Genomic DNA, 19,428 nt, shown 5'->3' on the forward strand with positions numbered 1-19,428 from the left:
GCACCCGGGACAGCAGGGGCATCAGGGCTCCGCGGGCCACTCGGGACATCCGGGCTACCCCGGCTACCCCGCCGCCGGCACGGCCCCGGGGCTGAACGGCGCCGGCCCCGGCCCGCTCGGCGGCCTCGCCCTGGGCACCGCCCCCGGCCACGGCCCGCTGGGCCACGGCGGCCCGGGCGGCAGCGGCTCCCCGTCCGCCCTGTCGACGGCCGGTGCCCCGCGCAAGCTGTCCGGCCGGCGCCGCCGGGAGACGGTCGCGGTCCTGATCTTCGGCGGAGCGCCGATCTTCGAGAGCTCCATCCCGCTCTCGGTCTTCGGCGTGGACCGCCAGGACGCCGGGGTCCCCCGCTACCGGCTGCTGGTCTGCGCCGGCGAGGAGGGCCCGCTGGCCACCACCGGCGGCCTGACCCTCTCCGCGCCGTACGGCCTGGAGGCCCTCGCCCGGGCCGGCACGATCGTCGTACCGGCCTGGCGCTCGATCTCCCAGCCGCCGCCGGTCGAGGCGATCACCGCCCTGCGCAAGGCCCACCACGAGGGCGCGCGGATCATCGGACTGTGCACCGGCGCCTTCGTGCTCGCCGCGGCCGGCCTGCTGGACGGCCGCCCGGCGACCACCCACTGGATGTACGCGCCCACCCTGGCCAAGCGCTACCCCCGGGTCCACGTCGACCCGCGCGAGCTCTTCGTGGACGACGGCGACGTGCTCACCTCGGCCGGGACGGCCGCCGGGATCGACCTGTGCCTGCACGTGGTGCGCAGCGACCACGGCGCCGAGGCGGCCAACGCGCTGGCCCGCCGCCTGGTGGTGCCCAGCCGCCGCAGCGGTGGCGGACAGGCCCAGTACATCGATCAGTCTTTACCGGAGGAGATCGGCAACGACCCGCTGGCCGAGGTGGTCACCTGGGCGCTGGAGAACCTCAACCAGCAGTTCGACGTCGAGGTGCTGGCGGCGCGTGCCTACATGAGCCGGCGCACCTTCGACCGCCGCTTCCGCACGCTCACCGGCAGTGCCCCGCTGCAGTGGCTGATCACCCAGCGGGTGCTCCAGGCGCAGCGGCTGCTGGAGACCTCGGAGCTGTCGGTGGACGACGTGGCGCGCCGGTGCGGGTTCCGTTCGCCGGTCGCGCTGCGCGGGCACTTCCGCCGCCAGCTCGGGGTCTCCCCGGCCGCGTACCGGACCAGCTACCGGGCACGCCGCCCCGGGCAGCAGTCGCCGACCCCGGCCGGGGCGCACGGCGGCGAGCTCCGGCTGCCCGGCGCCCTGCCGCACCCGGCGGCCGCCGCGGCCGCCTCGGCGGCGGGTGGCGGGCCGTACGGCGGCGCGGGTCACGGCGGTCCGCAGGCGCACCCGTTCCCGGCCGGTCCGGGGGCGCAGGTGCCGGTCGGCCAGCCGGGCCACGGACAGCCGGTCGGGCACGGGCAGCCGGTGCCGCACGGGCAGGCCGGTCCGTACGGCCCGGGGCAGGCCGGGACGCCGGCCGCCCAGGGCTTCCACGCCCGCGCGGGCCAGCCGTACCCGCACCAGCAGGCCGCGCAGCAGCCGCACCCCGGGCAGCAGGGTGCGTCGCGCGGTCCGGTGCGGTCGCCACTGGTTCCGCCGCAGGGCGGTCCGGGTGCGGGGCGTCCGCCGCGCACCGCCGAGCACGCGGCGGCCGAGGACGGCCACCCCCAGCCGGGGGCGCGCGGTCAGGGCCAGGGGCACCGCAGCACGGTCGAGCGCCCCGGCGACGAGCCGGGTGCGGCCGGGCGGGCGCACGGCGCTCCGTCCGGCCGGGTGCCGTCCGGGGCCGCCGGGCAGTCGGCGGCCGGGACGGGTGAGCTCCGCGGCCGGCAGGCGCGGGCGCCGCAGGTCCGCGCGCCGGGTGCCAGGGCCGCCGCGGCGGACGGCGGACGGGCGGCGCGCGAGGTCCGTACCGGACGGGACGGCCACGCGGTCCGCACCGGCCGCGAGGGCGAGCATCCGGACGGCCACGGCGAGCACGACGGGGCGGAGGAGCACCAGGCCGAGGCCTGCGCTCCGGCACCCCGCTCGGCTCCACCGGTCCCCGCGGCGCGTGATCGCGCCGTAGGGTGAGTTGCGTGAATGACCGTTTGGTATGGATCGACTGTGAAATGACCGGCCTCGACCTCGACCGGGACGCCCTGGTCGAGGTCGCGGTGCTGGTGACGGACTCCGAGCTGAACATCCTCGGCGAGGGCGTGGACGTCATCATCCGCCCGCCCGTGGAGGCTCTGGCGAACATGCCGGAGGTGGTGCGCGCGATGCACACCTCCTCCGGCCTGCTGGAGGAGCTGGAGCAGGGCGTGACCCTGGCCGAGGCCGAGGAGCGGGTCCTCGCGTACGTACGCGAGCACGTGCCGGAGGCCGGGAAGACACCGCTGTGCGGCAACTCGGTGGCCACCGACCGCGGCTTCCTGGCCCGGGACATGCCGGCCCTGGAGAAGCACCTGCACTACCGGATCGTGGACGTCTCCTCGATCAAGGAGCTGGCCCGCCGCTGGTACCCGAAGGCGTACTACAACAGCCCGCCGAAGGGCGGGAACCACCGGGCGCTCGCCGACATCCGCGAGAGCATCGACGAACTGCGGTACTACCGCGAGGCGGTGTTCGTTCCGCAGCCCGGACCGGACGCCGACACCGCGCGTGCCATCGCCGAGAAGTACCGGGCTGTGGCCGACTGATCCGGGGGTCGCGGGTCCTCCGCGGGGTCGGAGGGGGTGCCCTCGTTCGCCGGAACGAAACCCTGGCGCGAGCACCCTCTCGGATCCTGTAGAGTTCTTCCTGTCGGAACGGGAACGCGAGAGCGGGAACGGACCGGACAGATGGTGGGTGTAGCTCAGTTGGTAGAGCACCTGGTTGTGGTCCAGGTGGTCGCGGGTTCGAGTCCCGTCACTCACCCCAGAGCCCGAGGGGCCGATCTCTTCAAGAGATCGGCCCCTCGGGCATTTTCGCGTTGCCTCAGTTGTGCGCGGCGGCCCGGGTTTTCCGGCCGGCCCCTGCCACAACAAGCTACCGGCTAGTAACATCGTCGCCATGACCACTCCTTCGATCGGCCAGATGCTCGACGCCACCGTGCCGATGGCGCACACCCTCAAGCTCGAGTACCTGGAGACCACCCCGGAGCGCGCCGTGCTCCGGCTGCCCGACCAGCCCGCGTACCACAACCACGTCGGCGGCCCGCACGCCGGCGCGATGTTCACCCTCGCCGAGTCCGCCAGCGGCTGCATCGTGCTCGCCGCCTTCGGGGAGCAGCTGTCCCGGGCCGTGCCGCTCGCCGTGAACGCCGAGATCGCCTACAAGAAGCTGGCCATGGGCGAGGTCACCGCCACCGCCGTGCTCGGCCGCCCGGCCGCCGAGGTCGTCGCCGAGCTGGACGCCGGCGGCCGCCCCGAGTTCCCGGTCACCGTCGAGATCACCCGCGCCGACGGCGCCGTCACCGGTGTGATGACGGTCACCTGGACCCTGCGTCCCAACTCCTGACCGCCGCACGGTCGGTGGCCCCGGGAGCACCGCCCCGGGGCCACTCGCGCGATGACTGTCCGTGACGGCGGGCGTGACCTCGGCGCCCTTGCGCTCGTTCTCAACTCACGTGCGAGCCAATCATGCGACCGAGCCCCAGGAACCCGTCCCCCGCGGCGTCGCCGGTGCCCGCCGGGCGGTCGCCCGATGGCTGCCCCGCACCCTCGCCTTCGGCGGGGCCCTGCTCGCACAGCTCTGGGGTGTCGGCGCCCCGAGTGCCCACGCGGCCCCCGCCGAACCGCCATCCAGGCAGCCCGGACCCGCCGTCCGCCGCGTCCTGCACGACGCACCCGCGCTCGACGGCCCGTCAGCCGCCCGCCCCGTCGTACCGGCGCAGCGGGGCGGCGCCGAGGACGGCCGCTCCCCCGGGCCCGCCGGGGAGCTGACCGCCGGCGGACCGGCCGACGGGACCACCGCCGCGGTCGGCGACGTCCTCCAGGAACGCATCCGGGTCGACGGGCTCCCGCTGCCCGGTCAGGGGTCGGCCGTCCCCGACGCCTTCGCCCTCGCCTCCGGCCTGCTCCGCACCGCCCCCGCCCAGGACCGCCCCACCGGGACCCGCGCCTCCCGCGAGGGCGAACCCGCCACGCTGCCGACCGCCCCCCGCCCGCGCTCCGGCTCGGTCGACCAGGCCCGGCCGGCCCCGCCCGAGGCGGCCGGGGCTCCCTCGGTCCGGGAAGCCGCGGCCCATGAGGGGGCCGGCCCGGCGGAAGCCGCGGGCGCCGCCGGGGCACCCCAAGGGGCCGTCGCCCCGGCCGTACCGGCCCGCGAGGGGACGCCCGAGGCACTCGCGCTCGCCGACGCGGCGTCCGTGACGGCCGAGGAGGACGACGCGGCCACCGTGACCGCGGTGCTCGCCCCCATCGCCGCCGGGCTGCTGCTCACCGGCGCGGCGATGTGCAAGCACCGGGGGCTGCCGCGCGGGCACTGAGCGGCCCGGATGCGGACCCGGGCGGGTCCCTGCCGTGCGGACACGAATTCGACGGGCGGGAGTCCCACCGACGGGAGTCCCGCGGTCGCGAGTTCGACGGTCGCGAGTCCCAAGTCCCCGACTCCCAAGTCCCCGAGCCCCAGTCCCCGAGTCCCACGGGCGGGAGCCCGGGGACGGCCTCAGGCGTCGGACGCCAGTTCCAGCACCAGTTGCGGGAGTTCCCGCCCCGGTACGGAGCCGGACGGAGTGCTGCCGATGCGGGTGGCGCCCATCGCCAGGTAGAAGGGCTCCGCGTTCGGGTCGGAGTCGATGGTGAAGCGGTGCAGGCCGGCGGCCCGGGCCTGCTCCCTGACATGCTCGAACAGCGCCCGGCCGATGCCGCCGCCGATCCGGTCGGGTTCGACGAAGAGCATGGCCAGCTCCCCGGACGGCGGGGCGACGGTCAACACGGCGAAGCCCAGCACTCGGCCGCCGTCCTCGGCCACCGACGTCGACGCCCGTTCGACGGCGGCGGCGTCCACCGTCAGCTCCTCACGGCAGGCGGCCATGAAGGCCTCGTCGTAGCCCCAGTACGCCTTGGCCCGCAAGGCGATGCCGGTGAGCAGTCCGGCCTCGTCCGGGCGGGCCGGTCGGATGTGCATGCCGTCCCCTCACGTCGACAGTCGGACGCCCGTGGGCCATTGTGTGCCAGAACTCGGTCGTCTGCCAACGGTTTTACGGCCGACGGGGCAGTGCGCACCGCGACGCGCCACCGTCAGCCGAAGGCACCCGCCGTCAGCCGAAGACACCCGCCGTCAGCGGAAGACTCCCGGCGGCGGCGCCGGGGAGGGGGCCGCCGTGGCGTCGGTGGCCGGGCCGGCGCCGGCGGTGAAGTCGCCGAGGGCGCGGCCGTGTTCGACCCGGCCGTGGGAGGAGTCGGAGGCGACCCGGCGGCTGAGCTCTGCGATCGGGAGCGGGGTGTGGGCGGCGGCCAGGACGAGGTTGCCGAAGCGCTTGCCGCGCAGCACGGCGGGGTCGGCGGTCAGGCACAGTTCGGGGAAGACCGCGCCGAGGGTGGCGACCTGGGAGCGGGCGAAGGGCAGGGCGCCGCCGTCGGCGATGTTGGCGGCGTACCAGCCGCCGGGCGCGAGGGCGCGGGCCGCGAGGGTGGTGAACTCGACCGTGGTGCAGTGGGCCGGGGTGCGGGCTCCGGAGAAGACGTCGGTGATGACCAGGTCGACGCTGCCCTCGGGGGTGCGTTCCAGCACGCTGCGGGCGTCCGCGCCGCGCACCTTGATCTGCCAGCCGCGCTCCAACGGGAGTTCGGTGCGGACGAGTTCGGTCAGCGCGGTGTCGATCTCGGCGACCTGCTGGCGGGAGCGCGGCCGGGTGGCGGCCACGTAGCGGGCCAGGGTGAGGGCGCCGCCGCCCAGGTGCAGGACGGTCAGCGGGCGCCCGGGCGGGGCGACCAGGTCGATCAGGTGGCCGAGCCGGCGCTGGTACTCGAAGCCCAGGTGGGTGGGGTCGGCGAGGTCGACCAGGGACTGCGGGGCGCCGTCGATCAGCAGCGACCAGGCATGCGGGCGGTCGCGGTCGGGGCGCAGTTCGGCCAGCCCGGAGCCGACCGGGCGGGTGAGCGGCCCCTGGGCGTGGCTGCGGCCGTCCGACCCGGTGGTGAGCGCCGGTTCAGGGCTGCGCGCCGCCCTGTTGCTTCGTCCCATGTCGGCCATTATCGCCGCCGGCGGGGCGCACCCCCAGGTCAGGGGCGTGCCACGGGGATCCGGCCGGGGGCTCGGGGGCCCGGCCGGGTCCGCGCGGCACGCCCGCTAGAACGGTCCGAGGCCGCCCGCGGTGAGCGTGCAGGCGGCCTCGCAGAGGGCGGAGCGGAGCACCCAGGCGTCGGTGGGGCGGGCGGCCCGGCCGGCGCCGGACGGCGGGATCACCCAGCGCGGGTCGGTGGCGGCGGGTACCAGGGCGCCGGCCGTACAGGAACTGCCGGGCAGGTGCCAGGTCTCCCAGGTGCCGGCCGGGACGAGGAAGGCGACGGTGCTGCCGTTGCGGCTCTGCAGCACGGCCCCGCAGGCGCGGCGCAGCCGCAGGATGTCGACGGCCTCCAGTCCGTGCCGCAGGGCGACCGTCACGGTGTCGCGGTCGGTGACGAGGGTGTCCTCGGCCGGGGCGGCGTACTTCCGGTGCGGGCCGCCGCAGGAGCCGCGGCCGCCCTCGGCCGGGCCCCGGCCGGGGAACCGCTCGTCGGCCGGATCGGGCAGCAGGGCCGGGGATGCGGCGGCCAACACGCTCCCGACGACGGGTCGGTGCTGCGGCAGTCCGGTGGCCATCACGGGCCCTCCTGTACCTCGTCGGGTCGGAAGCACTGCCGCCGGGGTGGGGGCCGCGGGGCGGGGGACGGGCCGGGGGGACGGCCTGGGCTTCCACGTATCAGGACAACGCCACGGGAACGCCGAAGGCCACGGGGCGCCTTACAGCAAGGCATGGCATTTCATGGCGGATATCCGGCAACAACGCCCGGTTCGCCCCGGATTGCCAGCCAATGTCCCACGAACCCAATGTGGCCGGTCGGTGACTCCGAGTACTCTCGGCGCCATGGCAGCCACCCCACCGGCCGAGCCGAACCGACCGTCCCCCAACACCGTGATGCGCGCACTGCGCGGCGACCGCTCACCCGGCGAGTTCGCCATGGCCGTCCGCCGGGCCGCCCGCGAGATCGGCGAGCACGTGTCCTGCGACGCCCGCTACATCGGACGGGTCGAGTCCGGTGAGATCCGCTGCCCCAACTACGCCTACGAGCGGGTCTTCCGGCACATGTGGCCGGACCGCACGCTCACCGACCTCGGCTTCGCCCCCCGCACCGCCGTCCGCCGCCGCTCGGCGGACGGCGCCGGGCCGGCCGCGGCCGGGGTTGCACCGCCCGCTCCCCCGCTCCACCCGCCGTTCCCGCCCCTGCCCGCCCCGCGCTCACCACTCTCCACCCAACTCCCGTACGCTGCCTCGCCGTACGCGGATCCAACCGTTCCGGACGGGCCGTCGTGGCCGATGGCCGGCGCGGTGCCCCGGGGGCCCGATGGATCGCCCTATCTCGACGAGGAGAACGACGACGTGCGTCGCCGTACGTTCCTGGCCGGCGGCTCGACCGCGCTGGCCACCGTGATCGGCATCGACCGGCCGGCGGTCGCCGCCCCGGTCGCCGGTGCCGGATTCGGACCGGCCCCCCGCCGATCCGCCCTTCCCGGTGCGGAGTTCACCGCGTCCCCGCTGCTCGGCGCCGGGCCGGTGGTGCCCGGTCGACCGGGGCCGGTTCCGCCACCGCGCAAGGTCGGTGCCGCCGAGGTGTTCGGCGTGGAACAGGCCGTCCGGGACATCAGACTGGCCGACGACGCACACGGCGCGGACGCCCTGTACGAACTCGCGGGGCAGTCACTGCGAAGCGCCTACCAGCTGCTCAACGAGGGCGAGTACAGCGCCGAGACGGAGCGCCGGCTGCAGGCCGGGGCCGGTGAACTGGCCATCTCCGTAGGATGGTTGGCACACGACTCGAACCGGCTCGGGGACGCCCGCTCGTTCTACGCGGAGGCGCTCGCCACCGCCCGGATGGCCGGGGACTCCGCGCTGGAGGCGCACGTCTTCTGCAACAGCGCCTTCCTCGCCCGGGACGCCGGGCGCCCGCGCGAGGCGCTGCGCGCCGCGCAGGCCGGGCAGTGCGCCGCCCGGGAGCTGGACTCCGCCAGGCTGCTCGCCCTGCTGGCCATGCGCGAGGCCGGCGCCTGGGCCGTGCTGCGGGACCGCTCCGCCTGCGAGCGCGCCATCGGCCGGGCGTACTCACTGTTCGACCGGGGTCCGTCCGAGACCGACCCGGAGTGGATGTCCTTCTTCGGCGAGGCCGAGATCGCCGGGCTGCAGTCGCAGTGCTGGTCCGCACTGGAGGACTGGGACCGCGCCAGCGACCAGGCCGCGCTGGCCATAGCGCTGCAGGAGCCGCACTTCGTGCGCAACCGGGTGCTGTACACCGCCGAGCTGGCCCACGACCGGCTCGGTCGGGGGGACCTGGCGGGCGCGGCGCACCACGGCTCGGCCGCCGTGGCGCTGTTCGGCGAGGTGCGCTCGGCCCGGATCCGCAGCATGCTGGCGGACACCGCGGCACGGTTGCGCCCGCACGCCGCGGTGCCCGAGGTCCGCCGGTTCCTGATCGGGTACGAGCGGGCCGCGGCCGCCTGAGCGGCCGACACCGCCCGGGTCAGTGGCCCGACTTGAGCCCGTCGAGGTGGGAGAGGTCGTTCCAGATCTCCACCGCCGGGGCGCCGTACTCCCAGGACAGCACGCACAGCGCCGCCGTGCCGAGCTTGAACCGCTGGGCGAACTCGGGCGGCAGGCCCAGCCAGCGGGCGGCCAGGATGCGCAGCAGGTGGCCGTGCGCGAACAGCACGACGTCCCGGTCGGCGCAGTGCATGACGGTGGTGTCCGTCTCCGGCACGCCGTGCTGCTCGTTGAGGTCGGCGAGGAGGGCGTCGACCCGGGCGGCCACCTCGGAGAGCTTCTCGCCACCGGGCACACCGTCGCGCCAGATCAGCCAGCCGGGGTGGTCGGTGGCCCGGATGTCGGCGCCGGTGCGACCCTCGTACCGGCCGTAGTCCCATTCCATGAGCTCCGGGCGCTCGACGGCGCGGTCGCCGAAGCCGGCCAGTGCGCAGGTCTCCTTGGCGCGGCCGAGCGGGCTGGTGTAGACGAGCGCGTCCGGCAGTCCGTTCCACGGCGCCTCGGCGAGCCGGGCGCCGAGCGCCCGGGCCATCGCGCGGCCGTCCTCGGTCAGCGGGATGTCGGTGCGGCCGGTGTGCTGGCCGGAGGCCGACCACTCGGTCTCGCCGTGGCGGACCAACACGATTCGGGCGGGCATGGAGAGCTCCTCGCAACAGGGCGGTCAACGGTCGGTCTCACCCTTGAGCACCGGGCCTCCATGATCCCCCACCGCAGCGGCGGCCACGACGCGGGCCCTGGTAGCGGTCGGAAGCGGGCGCTACCGGCCGCCGCCCGGGCCGGTCCGCACCGCGTTGTCGGACCCGGATGCGACACTGGGCCGCACCATGAACGTCTCGACGAACGTCCCGCCCGGCGGGTCCGCTGAGCCGCTCGCCCAGCGGCTCGCCGAGCTGCGCGGACCGGCCCCGCAGCGCAGTCTGAACGCCCGCTCGCTCGCCGCACTGGCCGCCAACCCGGGCTGCCACCGCCGCGCCGTGCTGGACGCGGCCGGGGTGGACAAGACCCTGCTGGCCGCCCGGCTCGGCCGCCCCGCCCCCTTCGGCCAGTCCCCGTTCGCGATCGCCCGCGGCCTGGTCTTCGAGTCCCGGCTGAAGGCGGACGGCTACGCCGCCCTGCTGGAACCCCTCCGCGCCCACCTCGGCGTGCCCGCGGACGAGCGCGCCCCACTGCTGGTGCCCGACCTGCTGCACCGCTCCGGCCCGGCCGTCCGCGCCGACCGGACGGCCGAGGCGCTGGCCCGCGCCGCCGCCGACCCGGACTCCTGGACGCTGCTGGACCACCCGATGCTGCGGCTCGCCGTGGCCGGCAGCACCGCCTTTCTGGAGCCGGACGCCCTGGTGGTGCACGGCGGGCGGTGCACGGTGGTCGAGATCAAGTCCTTCCCGGTGCTGGACGGCAGCGCGGACCCGGCCAAGGTCGGCGCCGCCGCCCGGCAGGCCGCGGTGTACGTGCTGGCGCTCCAGCACGCCGCCGCCACGGCCGCCGGACTGCCGCTCGCCGACGACCCGTACACCGAGCAGCAGCTGCCGGGCAGCCCCCGCACCAGCGTGCTGCTGGTCTGCCCGAAGGACTTCGGCAACCGGCCGACCGCCGTCGCCGTCGACGTCCGCCGCGAGCTGGCCACCACCCGCCGCCAGCTGAGCCGGATGACCGGCATCGGCCGGCTGCTGGCGGCGCTGCCGCCGGGCACCGACTTCGACCTGGCCGCCGACGAGGACGGCGCCCCGGCCCGCAGCACCGAGCAGCTGACCGCCTCGGTCGAGGCGGTGCCCGCCGCCTACAGCCCGGACTGCCTCTCCACCTGCGAACTCGGCTTCCACTGCCGCGCCCGAGCCCGCTGCGACGACCGGGTCGAGCAGCTCGGCCGCGGCATGCGCGGCGAGCTGGGCAGCATCCGCACCGTCGCCGAGGCACTGGCCGCCGCCTCCGGCACGAGCAGCCCGGGCCCGGACGACGCGGACGACGCCGACGGCATCGACGACGCGGACGGCACCGACGGCGCACAGGAGGCGGCCGAGCGCCTGGCCTACGCGGCGGCCCTGCGAGCGGAGGCGCTGGGTACGAAGCGGCTGGGTGCGGGCGCATGAGCGAGCGGAGCGAGCGAATCGTCGAGCGGTGCGCGTGGGCGAATGCCCCTGCCGAGCGAAGCGAGGCGGGCGCATGAGTTTGCTGACCACCCTCGCCCGGTTGGAGGCCGTCCGCAGCGGGCGGGCCGAGCCGCTGGCCACCGTCCGGCACCGGCACCTCTCCGAGCGCCCGATGGTGCTCGTCCCGCTGACCGCCGCCGGTGAGTCGGGCGCGCCGCTGGCCGTCATGCTGGGCACCGACCGGGACGCGCCCCGGCTGCACCTGGTGCCCCAGCCGCTCAACCGCACCCTGCGGTTCGACTTCCTGGCCGAGCTGGCCGCCGATCTGCTCCCCTACCTGGAGTCCTTCGGCACCGAGGTCGAGCAGATCGAGGGCTCCGAGAAGGACCCGGAGACCGGCGAGAAGACCCAGGTGTTCCGTGAGCTGTGCACCGACGCGCCGCAGCTGATCGTGCCCAACGGCGCGGGCGTGCACCACCTCGCCCTGATCGGCCGGTCGACCCGCTTCCGCCGCACCGTCGAGGACGCCGAGCCGGGCCCCCACCCGGCGCCGCTACGGGTACCGCTGCTCGGTCGCTGGCTGACCCACCTCACCGACCGCGCCCAGGTGCCCGGTTCCAGCCTGCTGCTGCCGATGACCGGCCTGCTCGCCCGGCACTGGGCCACCGGCCAGAGCCACCTGGAGGACCAGCACCTGGCGGCCCGGCTGGCCTGGCACGACCCGCCGCCGGGGCTGACCGGCGCCCGGGCCGCCGAGCTGGCCGAGTCCGAGCGCGACGAGCACGGGCAGCTGGTGCACCCGCCGGCCGGTCCGGCCACCGACCCGGCTTTCGACACGGGGGTGCTCGCCCCGGCGATCGCCCGCTACGACGCGGCCGTCAACGCCGTGCAGCACAGCACCGAACAGGGCGACGAGGCCGCCGCCGGGCGCGCCCGGGCCGCCGTCCGTTCGGCCGTCGAACATCTGGAGCAGGTGCTGCGGGCCGTCCTGCTGCCCACCTGGCGGGACGTCTGGCAGGGCCTGGACCTGCTGCGCGCTCTGCCCCCGGCCGGGCACCTGGAGGAGCGCTGGACCGGCGACCGCTGGTCCTACACCGGCCACCGGGACCGCCTGGCGGCCGGCGAGCCGCCGCAGCCCCGGCAGGACGACGCCGTCACCGCGGCCCGCAAGCTCGCCCAGCGCGAGCGCGAGCAGGCCCGGCTGGACGTCCAGGAGGCGCTGGACGACCCGCTGGCGATGGCCGAACACCGGTTGTCCGGCGAGGCGTTCAGCGGGGTGGTGACCGAGGTGGTGCTGGAGTACGACACCACCGGCCGCTCGCCCAAGCCCCGCCCGCTGGTCACCCTGCGCACCGCCGACCGCCCGCACGCCGACCTCGGCCGGGAAGCGCACCGGGTGCACGGGCCGTCCGCGCAGAAGGCGCGGATCGTGGCGGTCGACCCGGTCGAGGGCACCGTCACCCTGCGGGTGCTGTCCGGCATGGGCCGCAAGAAGGAGCCCGAGCCGGGCAGCCTGCCCGAGCCCGGCGAGCCGGTCACCTTCACCCTGTTCGAGTTGACGGTCCGCCAGTCCGCACCGCTGCCGGAACCGGACGACACCCCGTGGACCCACGGCGGCCCGCCCGGCACCGCGCCCGCCGCCGGCCCGTCCGCCACCGCCGCCGTTGCCACCGAGGATTGGGAATGATGAGCGAGCAGCCCCCGGGCGCGGCGGCCGACGCCGCCGTGGCCCGCATCCTGGCGGCCACCGTCCACCCGTCGGCCGGTGCGCCGCGCGGCGTGGTGGTGGACTCCCCGCCCGGTGCCGGGAAGTCGACCCTGGTGGTGCGGGCCGCCCGCGAGCTGGTGGCGGCCGGCGAGCGGCTGATGATCGTCGCCCAGACCAACGGCCAGGTCGACGACCTGGTCGGCCGACTGGCCGAGAAGGCACCGGAGCTGACGATCGGCCGCCTGCACGCGGCGGACTCCCGGCCCGGGCCGGAGGTGCTGCGGCACGCCAACGTCACACCCTCCGACAAGGTCGCCGACCTGGTCGAGCAGGATGTGGTGATCTCCACCTCCGCCAAGTGGCAGTGGGTCCGGACCGAGGCGCCGTGGCGGCACGCGATCGTCGACGAGGCGTACCAGATGCGCTCGGACGCCCTGCTCGCGGTGGCCCGGCTGTTCGAGCGGGCGCTGTTCGTCGGCGACCCGGGCCAGCTGGACCCGTTCACCGTGGTCGGCACCGAGCAGTGGGCGGGCCTGTCCTACGACCCGTCCAGCAGCGCCGTGGTCACCATGCTGGCGCACAACCCGCAGATCGAGCCGCACCGGCTGCCGGTCTCCTGGCGGCTGCCGGCCAGCGCGGCGCCGCTGATCTCGCGGGCGTTCTACCCGTACACGCCGTTCCGCTCCGGCACCGGCCCGGAGGACCGCCGGCTGACCCCGGCCGTCCGCCCGGACGGTTCGGCGCTGGACGCGGTGATCGACCGGGCGGCCGAGCACGGCTGGGCGCTGCTGGAGCTGCCCGCCCGGCACACCGTACGGACCGACCCGCAGGCGGTGGCGGCCGTCGCGGCCACCGTCCGGCGGCTGCTGGAGCGCGGGCTGACCGCCCGGTCCGAGCAGGGCGAGGCCCCGCTCACCGCGGACCGGATCGCGGTCGGAACGGCGCACCGGGACCAGGCGGCGGCCGTCCGGGCGGCCCTGCTCAAGGTGGGTGTACCGGTGGACGGCACGACCGGGCCGGCCGTCACGGTGGACACCGCCAACCGGCTGCAGGGCCGGGAGTACGACGTCACCGTGGTGCTGCACCCGCTCTCCGGGCGCCCCGACGCGACGGCCTTCCACCTGGAGACCGGCCGGCTGTGCGTGCTCGCCTCCCGGCACCGGCACGCCTGCATCGTGGTCGCCCGGGCCGGGATCGCCGAGCTGCTGGACGAACACCCCTCCACCGAGCCGGTGCAGTTGGGCGTCCCGGTGGCCTTCCCGGACGGCTGGGAGGCCAACCACCAGGTCCTCCAGCACCTGAGCGGCCACCGGGTGCACCTGCGCTAGCGGTCAGTCCTCGGTCTCGCACACCGCGAAGGCGACCACGGACCCGTGTTCGGCCTGGGCGCTCCAGCCGGTCGCGTCGGCGGTCGGCCCGCTGGCGCGCACCGGTCCGGTCGCGTCGGGCTGGAGCCGGTAGCCGCCGCCGGTCAGGTGGGTGCCGGCCGGGCAGGTCGCGGTCGAGACGCCGCCCGGGCCGCTCGGCGACCCGGTGACGACCTTGGCGGTCTCGGCGGCGGAGGCGGGCGCGGCCGCTGCCGTCGAGGTCAGGACGGCGGCGGCCAGCAGGAGGCCGGTGGACAGTGCGCGCATGGGGTGCTCCCGGTTCGGTGAGGACTGACGGACGACTGCTGCACCCGGCACAACCGGTTCGCATGCGACTCGGAAGCGCGGCGCCCGGAGCACTCCTCGGGCGCGCGCCGGGGAATAGCGCCCGCACGCGCACCGTTCCGCTACCGGCCGCCGCCGCGAGACAATGGACGACGGCCACAACCGGGCGGTGCGGCCCGGAGCAGCCCGCCCGCCTTCCCTCACCCGAGACCCCGGAGGTGTCCGTCCATGCCCGACTCCCCCGCCGAGACGCCCGAGCCCACCAGGCGCCAGCGCCCCGCGCAGCTCCTGTTCGAGCCGCAGGCCGCCGAACCGGAGCCGGAACGATTCTTCGACCTGGAGTCGATCGACGACCCCGCGGAGCTGCTGCGCCGCTCCACCGAACTGGCCCTGGCCTTCCGGGCCGCCGCCGAGCGGGCCACCGACTTCCAGGCCGTCGCCGCCGCCCAGCTCGCGGACCCGCGCCGGTTCGACGCGCTCTCGAACACCGAGATCGCCGAGCGGGCGGACTGGACCCCGGACTACGCCGCCAAGATGATCGAGTACGGCCGCGGCCTGCTCCAGCCGCGCCGGCACGAGGACTGACCGCGCCGCGGGGAGCGGCCTCTGGCATATGCCAGCGGCGGAGGGTACGCGATCGCCCACCGGCCTGTCCGGCGAACCCCGCTTTCCGCCCCACCGGGACGGCGCACGGCGCAGGCTGCTGCATGTGGACACCTGGACGCAACAGTCGGTGGAGTACGTCTCCGTGGCCGGAGAGGCCTGGCTCGCCTCTGCGAGCGAGTACCCGCGCAGCATGCGCGCCCTCTGGGAGGCCCGCCCGTGGGCACCCTCGGTGCTGCCCTGCGGGCGGGCCTTCGACGTGATCAGCATGCCGTCCCTGTTCGGCCGCCGGGTGCTGGACGAACTGTGGGCCTCCGGCCCCGGCTGCGGCCCGGTCGCGGGCTACCTGGGCCGCATCCTGCTGTTCGTCCAGCCCGGCGCGGCGCCCCGGCTGCGCCGGCTGCTGGCCTGGGAGGAGTGGGCCCGGGCCGTGCCGCCACTGCTCTGCCACGGCCGCGGCGACGCGGTGACGGTGCCGCCGCTGCAGCGGATGGTGCACGGCCCGGACTCCCCCGGCCGCGGCTCGGGCCGCTGGATCGTCGCCCCGGAGGAACGCGAGCCCTGGCTGCCCGGGGCCTCGGTGGTGCTCTGGGCCTGCGTGCGGGCGGCGCGCGAGCCCGGCGCGGGCGTCCCGGCCGAGCCGGTCGTCGTGACGGGCGGGTGAACGGGGGGCGACCGGTATTCGATTTTGGCTCGGCCGCGGGCCGCTGCTAGAGTCTTCTCTGTCAGCAGGCGCCGCTAGCTCAGTTGGTTAGAGCAGCTGACTCTTAATCAGCGGGTCCGGGGTTCGAGTCCCTGGCGGCGCACAGACAGCCGGAAGGCCCTTCGCGAGAGCGAAGGGCCTTCCGGCGTTTCCGCCCGACCGCGTTTCCGCCCGACCGCGTTTCCGCCCGACCGCGCTCGCGTCCGGAACGGACCGGGCCGCCCGCCGGAGCGAACGGCCCGGTCGGCGCTCAGCGGCCGCGCAGCGAGCGGTAGCGGGCGACCAGCTCGGCGGTGGAGCTGTCCAGCTGCTCGCCGCCCTCGCCGGTGAGCAGCACCGGCTCGATCCGCTTGGCGAGCACCTTGCCCAGCTCGACGCCCCACTGGTCGAAGGAGTCGATGTTCCAGACCGCGCCCTGGACGAACACCTTGTGCTCGTACAGCGCGACCAGCTGGCCCAGCACCGAGGGGGTGAGCTCGGCGGCAAGGATGGTGGTGGTCGGGTGGTTGCCCTTGAAGGTCTTGTGCGGGACGAGCTCGGCCGGCACGCCCTCGGCGGCGACCTCCTCCGGGGTCTTGCCGAAGGCCAGCGCCTGGGTCTGGGCGAAGAAGTTGGCCAGCAGCAGGTCGTGCTGGGCGACCAGGCCGGGGAGCAGGTCGGCGACCGGCTTGGCGAAGCCGATGAAGTCGGCCGGGATCACCTTGGTGCCCTGGTGCAGCAGCTGGTAGTAGGCGTGCTGGCCGTTGGTGCCGGGGGTGCCCCAGACCACCGGACCGGTCTGCCAGCCGACCGGCGTGCCGTCGCGGGTCACCGACTTGCCGTTGGACTCCATGTCCAGCTGCTGGAGGTAGGCGGTGAACTTGGACAGGTAGTGCGAGTAGGGCAGCACCGCGTGCGCCTGGGCGTCGAAGAACGCGCCGTACCAGACGCCCAGCAGGCCGAGCAGCAGCGGGACGTTCCGCTCCGGCGGGGCGGTGCGGAAGTGCTCGTCGACCAGGTGGAAGCCGTCCAGCATCTCGCGGAAGGCGTCCGGGCCGATGGCGATCATCAGCGAGAGGCCGATCGCCGAGTCGTAGGAGTAGCGGCCGCCGACCCAGTCCCAGAACTCGAACATGTTGGCGGTGTCGATCCCGAAGTCCTGCACGCCCTGGGCGTTGGTGGACAGCGCGACGAAGTGCTTGGCCACCGCCTCGGTGCCGGCGCCCAGGCCGTCGAGCAGCCAGGACCGCGCGGAGACCGCGTTGGTGATGGTCTCGATGGTGGTGAAGGTCTTCGAGGCGACGATGAACAGCGTCTCGGCCGGGTCGAGGTCGCGGACCGCCTCGTGCAGGTCTGCGCCGTCCACGTTGGACACGAAGCGGACGTCCAGGTCGCGCTTGCTGTACGGGCGGAGCACCTCGTAGGCCATCGCCGGGCCGAGGTCCGAGCCGCCGATGCCGATGTTGACCACGGTGCGGATCGGCTTGCCGGTGTGGCCCTTCCACTCTCCGCTGCGGACCCGGTCGGCGAAGGCGGCCATCTTGTCCAGGACGGCGTGCACGCCGGGGACGACGTTGACGCCGTCGACCTCGATCACGGCGTCGCGCGGGGCGCGCAGCGCGGTGTGCAGGACGGCGCGCCGCTCGGTGATGTTGATCTTCTCGCCGCGGAACATGGCGTCCCGCAGCTCGGCGACGCCGGTGGCGGCGGCGAGGTCGCGCAGCAGCTCCAGCGTCTCGTCGGTGACCAGGTGCTTGGCGTAGTCCACGTACAGGTCGCCGACCTGCAGGGTGTGGGTGCGGCCACGCTCGGGGTCGGCGGCGAACAGCTCGCGCAGGTGGGTCTCGCCCAGCTCCGCCCGGTGCTTGGCCAGGGCGGCCCACTGCGGGGTGCGGTCGAGCGGGGTGCGGGCGTCGGCGCGGGTCTCCGACATCGGTGGGTCCTCGATTCATCTGAGTGCAGAAACCGGCAGGGCCAGGCGTGAGGCCGGTCGTCATCGAGCGGCTTCGCGAGGTCGTGGCGGTACTGGTGGTGCGCCGACTCCGTTGACGGCCTGCCCGGGTTCAGCCTATGCAACCCCGGAGGGGGTCGCGCACATTCCGAGCGGCGCGCGCGGACTGCCCGTCACTTCCGCCTGCTCGTCACTGCGGCGTTTCCGCCGCTTCCGCCTGCTCGTCACTTCGGCGTTCCCGTCACTTCCGTTCCGAGCGCAGGTCCAGCCCGCGCAGCACGTGGTCGACCAGTTCCGGGTCGGCGCCGAGCTCGCTGCGGGCGATGAGCATCTCGCGCCGGGAGGCGGCGATCATCTCCTGCTCGACCTCCGCCGCGGTCCGCCACTGGGCGAGCCGCTGCTTCGCCTCGGCGGCCTCCTCCTCGGCGTAGTTCTCCGGGCAGAGCCGGGCCAGCCGGTCGTGCTGACGGTCCCGCAGGCGGTCGGCGACCTCGGCGGGCAGCCGGTCCTGCTCCTCCAGTTCGCCGAGCCGCTTGAGCCCGGCCTTGGCGGCCCGCCACCAGAGTTCGCGCACGGCCTGCTCGTGCCGGTCCTGGTCGATGTCCAGCTGGAGGCGCTTGGCCAGCCAGGGCAGGGTCAGGCCCTGGACCAGCAGGGTGAACAGCACCACGCTGAAGGCGATGAAGACCAGCCGGCCGCGCTCCGGGAAGTCCGCGCCGGAGTGCAGGGTGAGCGGGACGGCGAGGGCCAGGGCGACGGTGGCCACGCCGCGCATGCCGGACCACCAGAGGATCACGCTCTCCTTCCAGCTGAACGGGGTGTCCTCCTCGTCGTCCTTGCGCAGCTTCTTCGACAGCCAGCCGGCCGGCAGCAGCCAGAGCAGCCGGACCAGCACCACGACCGCGATGACCACGGCGGCGTCGCCGAGGAAGCCGGTCCAGCCGCGGCCGGCCTCCTTGAGCACGGTGGCCAGCTCCAGGCCGATCAGGCCGAAGGCGACGCCGGTGATCAGGATCTCGACCACCTCCCAGAAGGCGTTGCCGACCAGCCGGTAGGAGACGGCGTCGGCGTCGGCGGCCCGCTCGGCGAGGTACAGCGCGCAGATCACCACCGCGAGCACGCCGGAGCCGTGGATCTCCTCGGCGACGGTGTAGGCGGCGAAGGGCACCAGCAGGTTGAGCGCCACCTGCTGGGTCGGGTCGTCCAGGCGTTCGGCGAGCCGGGCGTTCATCCAGCCGAGCCCGACGCCGACGACCACGGCGACCACCGCGGACAGCACGAAGCGCAGGGCGGCGTGGCCGACCGAGAAGTCGCCGCTGAACATCGCCTCGATGGCCAGCGAGTAGATGACGATCGCGGTGACGTCGTTGAACAGGCCCTCGCTCTCCAGGATCGCCACCAGCCGCCGGGGCAGCCCGATACTGCCGGCCACCGCGACGGCGGCCACCGGGTCGGGCGGGGAGACCAGCGCGCCGACCGCGATCGCGGCAGCCAGCGGCAGGGCGGGCAGCAGCCAGTGCACGGTGCCGGCCACGGCGATCGTGGTGACCACCACCAGGGCGACGGCCAGCAGCAGGATCGAGCGGGCGTTGGCCTTGAAGTAGCGGACGGAGGAACGCCGGGCGACGGCGAAGATCAGCGGCGGCAGGACCAGCGGGAGGATCAGCTGGGGCTCGATCTTGACGTCCGGGATCAGCGGGACGAGCGCCATGACGATGCCGAGCAAGGTCATCAGGACCGGTTGCGGCACGCCGGTCCTGCGGGCGAGTGGCATGGTCACCACGGAGGCGAGCAGCACCAGGAAGAACAGGGGCAGCTGGCCCACGGGGAGATTCCTCTCGACGGCGGATCGACGGCGGAGCCGATGGTGGAGCCGGCGGTGGGGCCGGCGACGGTCGGCTGAGCGCCGCCCAGGATAAATCTGACAATGCGCCCATAAGTGAAGACGCGCCGAACGGGCACTTGACCTCAAGCGCACTTCAGGTTCGAGGATCGGGAGCGTTCTAACGGCGAAGCAGCCGCACGGCCGGGAGCGGCCGGGCG

The 19,428-nt window shown here is 75.1% G+C and carries 16 protein-coding genes, 2 tRNA genes and 1 pseudogene; 12 read left to right on the plus strand and 7 right to left on the minus strand.

Translation table 11 applies throughout. The features are described from left to right. Positions 1-199 precede the first annotated feature (199 nt). The 5 genes and pseudogenes from ACZ6Z8_RS25820 to ACZ6Z8_RS25840 all read left to right on the plus strand — a co-directional run. Positions 200-1,205, plus strand: a pseudogene (locus ACZ6Z8_RS25820) (helix-turn-helix domain-containing protein); the annotation flags it as partial. Positions 1,206-2,079: 874 nt separating this feature from the next. After that, complete coding sequence (gene orn, locus ACZ6Z8_RS25825; RefSeq protein WP_465612433.1) at positions 2,080-2,682, plus strand: oligoribonuclease; 603 nt, start codon at positions 2,080-2,082, stop codon at positions 2,680-2,682. 144 nt (positions 2,683-2,826) lie between these two features. After that, positions 2,827-2,902 (plus strand) — tRNA-His (locus ACZ6Z8_RS25830). A 132-nt stretch (positions 2,903-3,034) separates the two neighbouring features. Continuing rightward, entirely contained in the window at positions 3,035-3,481 is a 447-nt protein-coding gene (locus ACZ6Z8_RS25835) for a DUF4442 domain-containing protein (protein WP_363438051.1), read from the plus strand. Between the two features lie 109 nt (positions 3,482-3,590). Then, positions 3,591-4,451, plus strand: coding sequence for a hypothetical protein (locus tag ACZ6Z8_RS25840; protein ID WP_465612434.1), 861 nt, complete (start codon positions 3,591-3,593; stop codon positions 4,449-4,451). A gap of 179 nt (positions 4,452-4,630) precedes the next feature. Here ACZ6Z8_RS25840 and ACZ6Z8_RS25845 read toward each other — a convergent pair whose 3' ends face one another. The 3 genes from ACZ6Z8_RS25845 to ACZ6Z8_RS25855 form a co-directional block, all read right to left on the minus strand. Further along, the gene (locus tag ACZ6Z8_RS25845) at positions 4,631-5,092 is read right to left on the minus strand and encodes a GNAT family N-acetyltransferase (protein WP_465612435.1); all 462 of its coding nucleotides are present in this window, start codon (positions 5,090-5,092) and stop codon (positions 4,631-4,633) included. Positions 5,093-5,245: 153 nt separating this feature from the next. After that, positions 5,246-6,151, minus strand: a complete 906-nt coding sequence (locus tag ACZ6Z8_RS25850; RefSeq protein ID WP_465612436.1) for a spermidine synthase — start codon at positions 6,149-6,151, stop codon at positions 5,246-5,248. Positions 6,152-6,256: 105 nt separating this feature from the next. Further along, positions 6,257-6,769, minus strand: a complete 513-nt coding sequence (locus ACZ6Z8_RS25855) for a hypothetical protein (protein ID WP_465612437.1) — start codon at positions 6,767-6,769, stop codon at positions 6,257-6,259. 265 nt (positions 6,770-7,034) lie between these two features. Between ACZ6Z8_RS25855 and ACZ6Z8_RS25860 the strand changes: the two genes are divergently transcribed. Next, the gene (locus ACZ6Z8_RS25860) at positions 7,035-8,663 is read left to right on the plus strand and encodes a tetratricopeptide repeat protein (protein WP_465612438.1); all 1,629 of its coding nucleotides are present in this window, start codon (positions 7,035-7,037) and stop codon (positions 8,661-8,663) included. Positions 8,664-8,682: 19 nt separating this feature from the next. On the opposite strand, the gene ACZ6Z8_RS25865 is transcribed toward ACZ6Z8_RS25860, so the two are convergent. Beyond that, the gene (locus tag ACZ6Z8_RS25865; RefSeq protein ID WP_465612439.1) at positions 8,683-9,339 is read right to left on the minus strand and encodes a histidine phosphatase family protein; all 657 of its coding nucleotides are present in this window, start codon (positions 9,337-9,339) and stop codon (positions 8,683-8,685) included. A gap of 187 nt (positions 9,340-9,526) precedes the next feature. Between ACZ6Z8_RS25865 and ACZ6Z8_RS25870 the strand changes: the two genes are divergently transcribed. The 3 genes from ACZ6Z8_RS25870 (at position 9,527) to ACZ6Z8_RS25880 (ending at position 13,825) form a co-directional block, all read left to right on the plus strand. Continuing rightward, positions 9,527-10,789: a hypothetical protein gene (locus ACZ6Z8_RS25870; RefSeq protein WP_465612440.1), complete on the plus strand. Its 1,263-nt coding sequence runs from the start codon at positions 9,527-9,529 to the stop codon at positions 10,787-10,789. Positions 10,790-10,862: 73 nt separating this feature from the next. Continuing rightward, positions 10,863-12,476 (plus strand): hypothetical protein, encoded by a 1,614-nt coding sequence (locus tag ACZ6Z8_RS25875; protein ID WP_465612441.1) that lies wholly within the window; start codon positions 10,863-10,865, stop codon positions 12,474-12,476. After that, positions 12,473-13,825: an AAA family ATPase gene (locus tag ACZ6Z8_RS25880; protein ID WP_465612442.1), complete on the plus strand. Its 1,353-nt coding sequence runs from the start codon at positions 12,473-12,475 to the stop codon at positions 13,823-13,825. The genes ACZ6Z8_RS25875 and ACZ6Z8_RS25880 overlap by 4 nt, the downstream gene beginning before the upstream one ends. A gap of 3 nt (positions 13,826-13,828) precedes the next feature. On the opposite strand, the gene ACZ6Z8_RS25885 is transcribed toward ACZ6Z8_RS25880, so the two are convergent. Next, positions 13,829-14,131: a hypothetical protein gene (locus ACZ6Z8_RS25885; protein ID WP_465612443.1), complete on the minus strand. Its 303-nt coding sequence runs from the start codon at positions 14,129-14,131 to the stop codon at positions 13,829-13,831. A 246-nt stretch (positions 14,132-14,377) separates the two neighbouring features. Here ACZ6Z8_RS25885 and ACZ6Z8_RS25890 point away from each other — a divergent pair, with 246 nt between their 5' ends. From ACZ6Z8_RS25890 to ACZ6Z8_RS25900, 3 genes are all read left to right on the plus strand, one after another. Then, the gene (locus tag ACZ6Z8_RS25890; protein ID WP_396533081.1) at positions 14,378-14,734 is read left to right on the plus strand and encodes a hypothetical protein; all 357 of its coding nucleotides are present in this window, start codon (positions 14,378-14,380) and stop codon (positions 14,732-14,734) included. Positions 14,735-14,762: 28 nt separating this feature from the next. Then, positions 14,763-15,416, plus strand: coding sequence for a bifunctional DNA primase/polymerase (locus ACZ6Z8_RS25895; RefSeq protein WP_465612444.1), 654 nt, complete (start codon positions 14,763-14,765; stop codon positions 15,414-15,416). Positions 15,417-15,484: 68 nt separating this feature from the next. After that, positions 15,485-15,558: transfer RNA gene (locus tag ACZ6Z8_RS25900), tRNA-Lys, on the plus strand. A gap of 147 nt (positions 15,559-15,705) precedes the next feature. Here the strand turns inward: ACZ6Z8_RS25900 and pgi are convergent. Together pgi and ACZ6Z8_RS25910 are read right to left on the minus strand one after the other, a co-directional pair. Then, on the minus strand, positions 15,706-17,367 hold the full coding sequence (gene pgi, locus ACZ6Z8_RS25905) for a glucose-6-phosphate isomerase (RefSeq protein ID WP_465612445.1): 1,662 nt from the start codon (positions 17,365-17,367) through the stop codon (positions 15,706-15,708). 259 nt (positions 17,368-17,626) lie between these two features. After that, positions 17,627-19,210 (minus strand): Na+/H+ antiporter, encoded by a 1,584-nt coding sequence (locus tag ACZ6Z8_RS25910; protein ID WP_465612446.1) that lies wholly within the window; start codon positions 19,208-19,210, stop codon positions 17,627-17,629. Positions 19,211-19,428: the final 218 nt, after the last annotated feature.

The sequence above is a fragment of the Kitasatospora sp. NPDC101108 genome (assembly GCF_055584725.1).

Coding starts and splice junctions, on each gene's coding strand:
- ACZ6Z8_RS25865 (WP_465612439.1), bottom strand. CDS start 9,339: ATGCCCGCCCGAATCGTGTTGGTCCGCCACGGCGAGACCGAGTGGTCG.
- ACZ6Z8_RS25885 (WP_465612443.1), bottom strand. CDS start 14,131: ATGCGCGCACTGTCCACCGGCCTCCTGCTGGCCGCCGCCGTCCTGACC.
- ACZ6Z8_RS25835 (WP_363438051.1), top strand. CDS start 3,035: ATGACCACTCCTTCGATCGGCCAGATGCTCGACGCCACCGTGCCGATG.
- ACZ6Z8_RS25875 (WP_465612441.1), top strand. CDS start 10,863: ATGAGTTTGCTGACCACCCTCGCCCGGTTGGAGGCCGTCCGCAGCGGG.
- ACZ6Z8_RS25895 (WP_465612444.1), top strand. CDS start 14,763: ATGCCAGCGGCGGAGGGTACGCGATCGCCCACCGGCCTGTCCGGCGAA.
- ACZ6Z8_RS25880 (WP_465612442.1), top strand. CDS start 12,473: ATGATGAGCGAGCAGCCCCCGGGCGCGGCGGCCGACGCCGCCGTGGCC.
- pgi (WP_465612445.1), bottom strand. CDS start 17,367: ATGTCGGAGACCCGCGCCGACGCCCGCACCCCGCTCGACCGCACCCCG.
- ACZ6Z8_RS25860 (WP_465612438.1), top strand. CDS start 7,035: ATGGCAGCCACCCCACCGGCCGAGCCGAACCGACCGTCCCCCAACACC.
- ACZ6Z8_RS25845 (WP_465612435.1), bottom strand. CDS start 5,092: ATGCACATCCGACCGGCCCGCCCGGACGAGGCCGGACTGCTCACCGGC.
- ACZ6Z8_RS25870 (WP_465612440.1), top strand. CDS start 9,527: ATGAACGTCTCGACGAACGTCCCGCCCGGCGGGTCCGCTGAGCCGCTC.
- ACZ6Z8_RS25855 (WP_465612437.1), bottom strand. CDS start 6,769: ATGGCCACCGGACTGCCGCAGCACCGACCCGTCGTCGGGAGCGTGTTG.
- ACZ6Z8_RS25850 (WP_465612436.1), bottom strand. CDS start 6,151: ATGGGACGAAGCAACAGGGCGGCGCGCAGCCCTGAACCGGCGCTCACC.
- ACZ6Z8_RS25890 (WP_396533081.1), top strand. CDS start 14,378: ATGCCCGACTCCCCCGCCGAGACGCCCGAGCCCACCAGGCGCCAGCGC.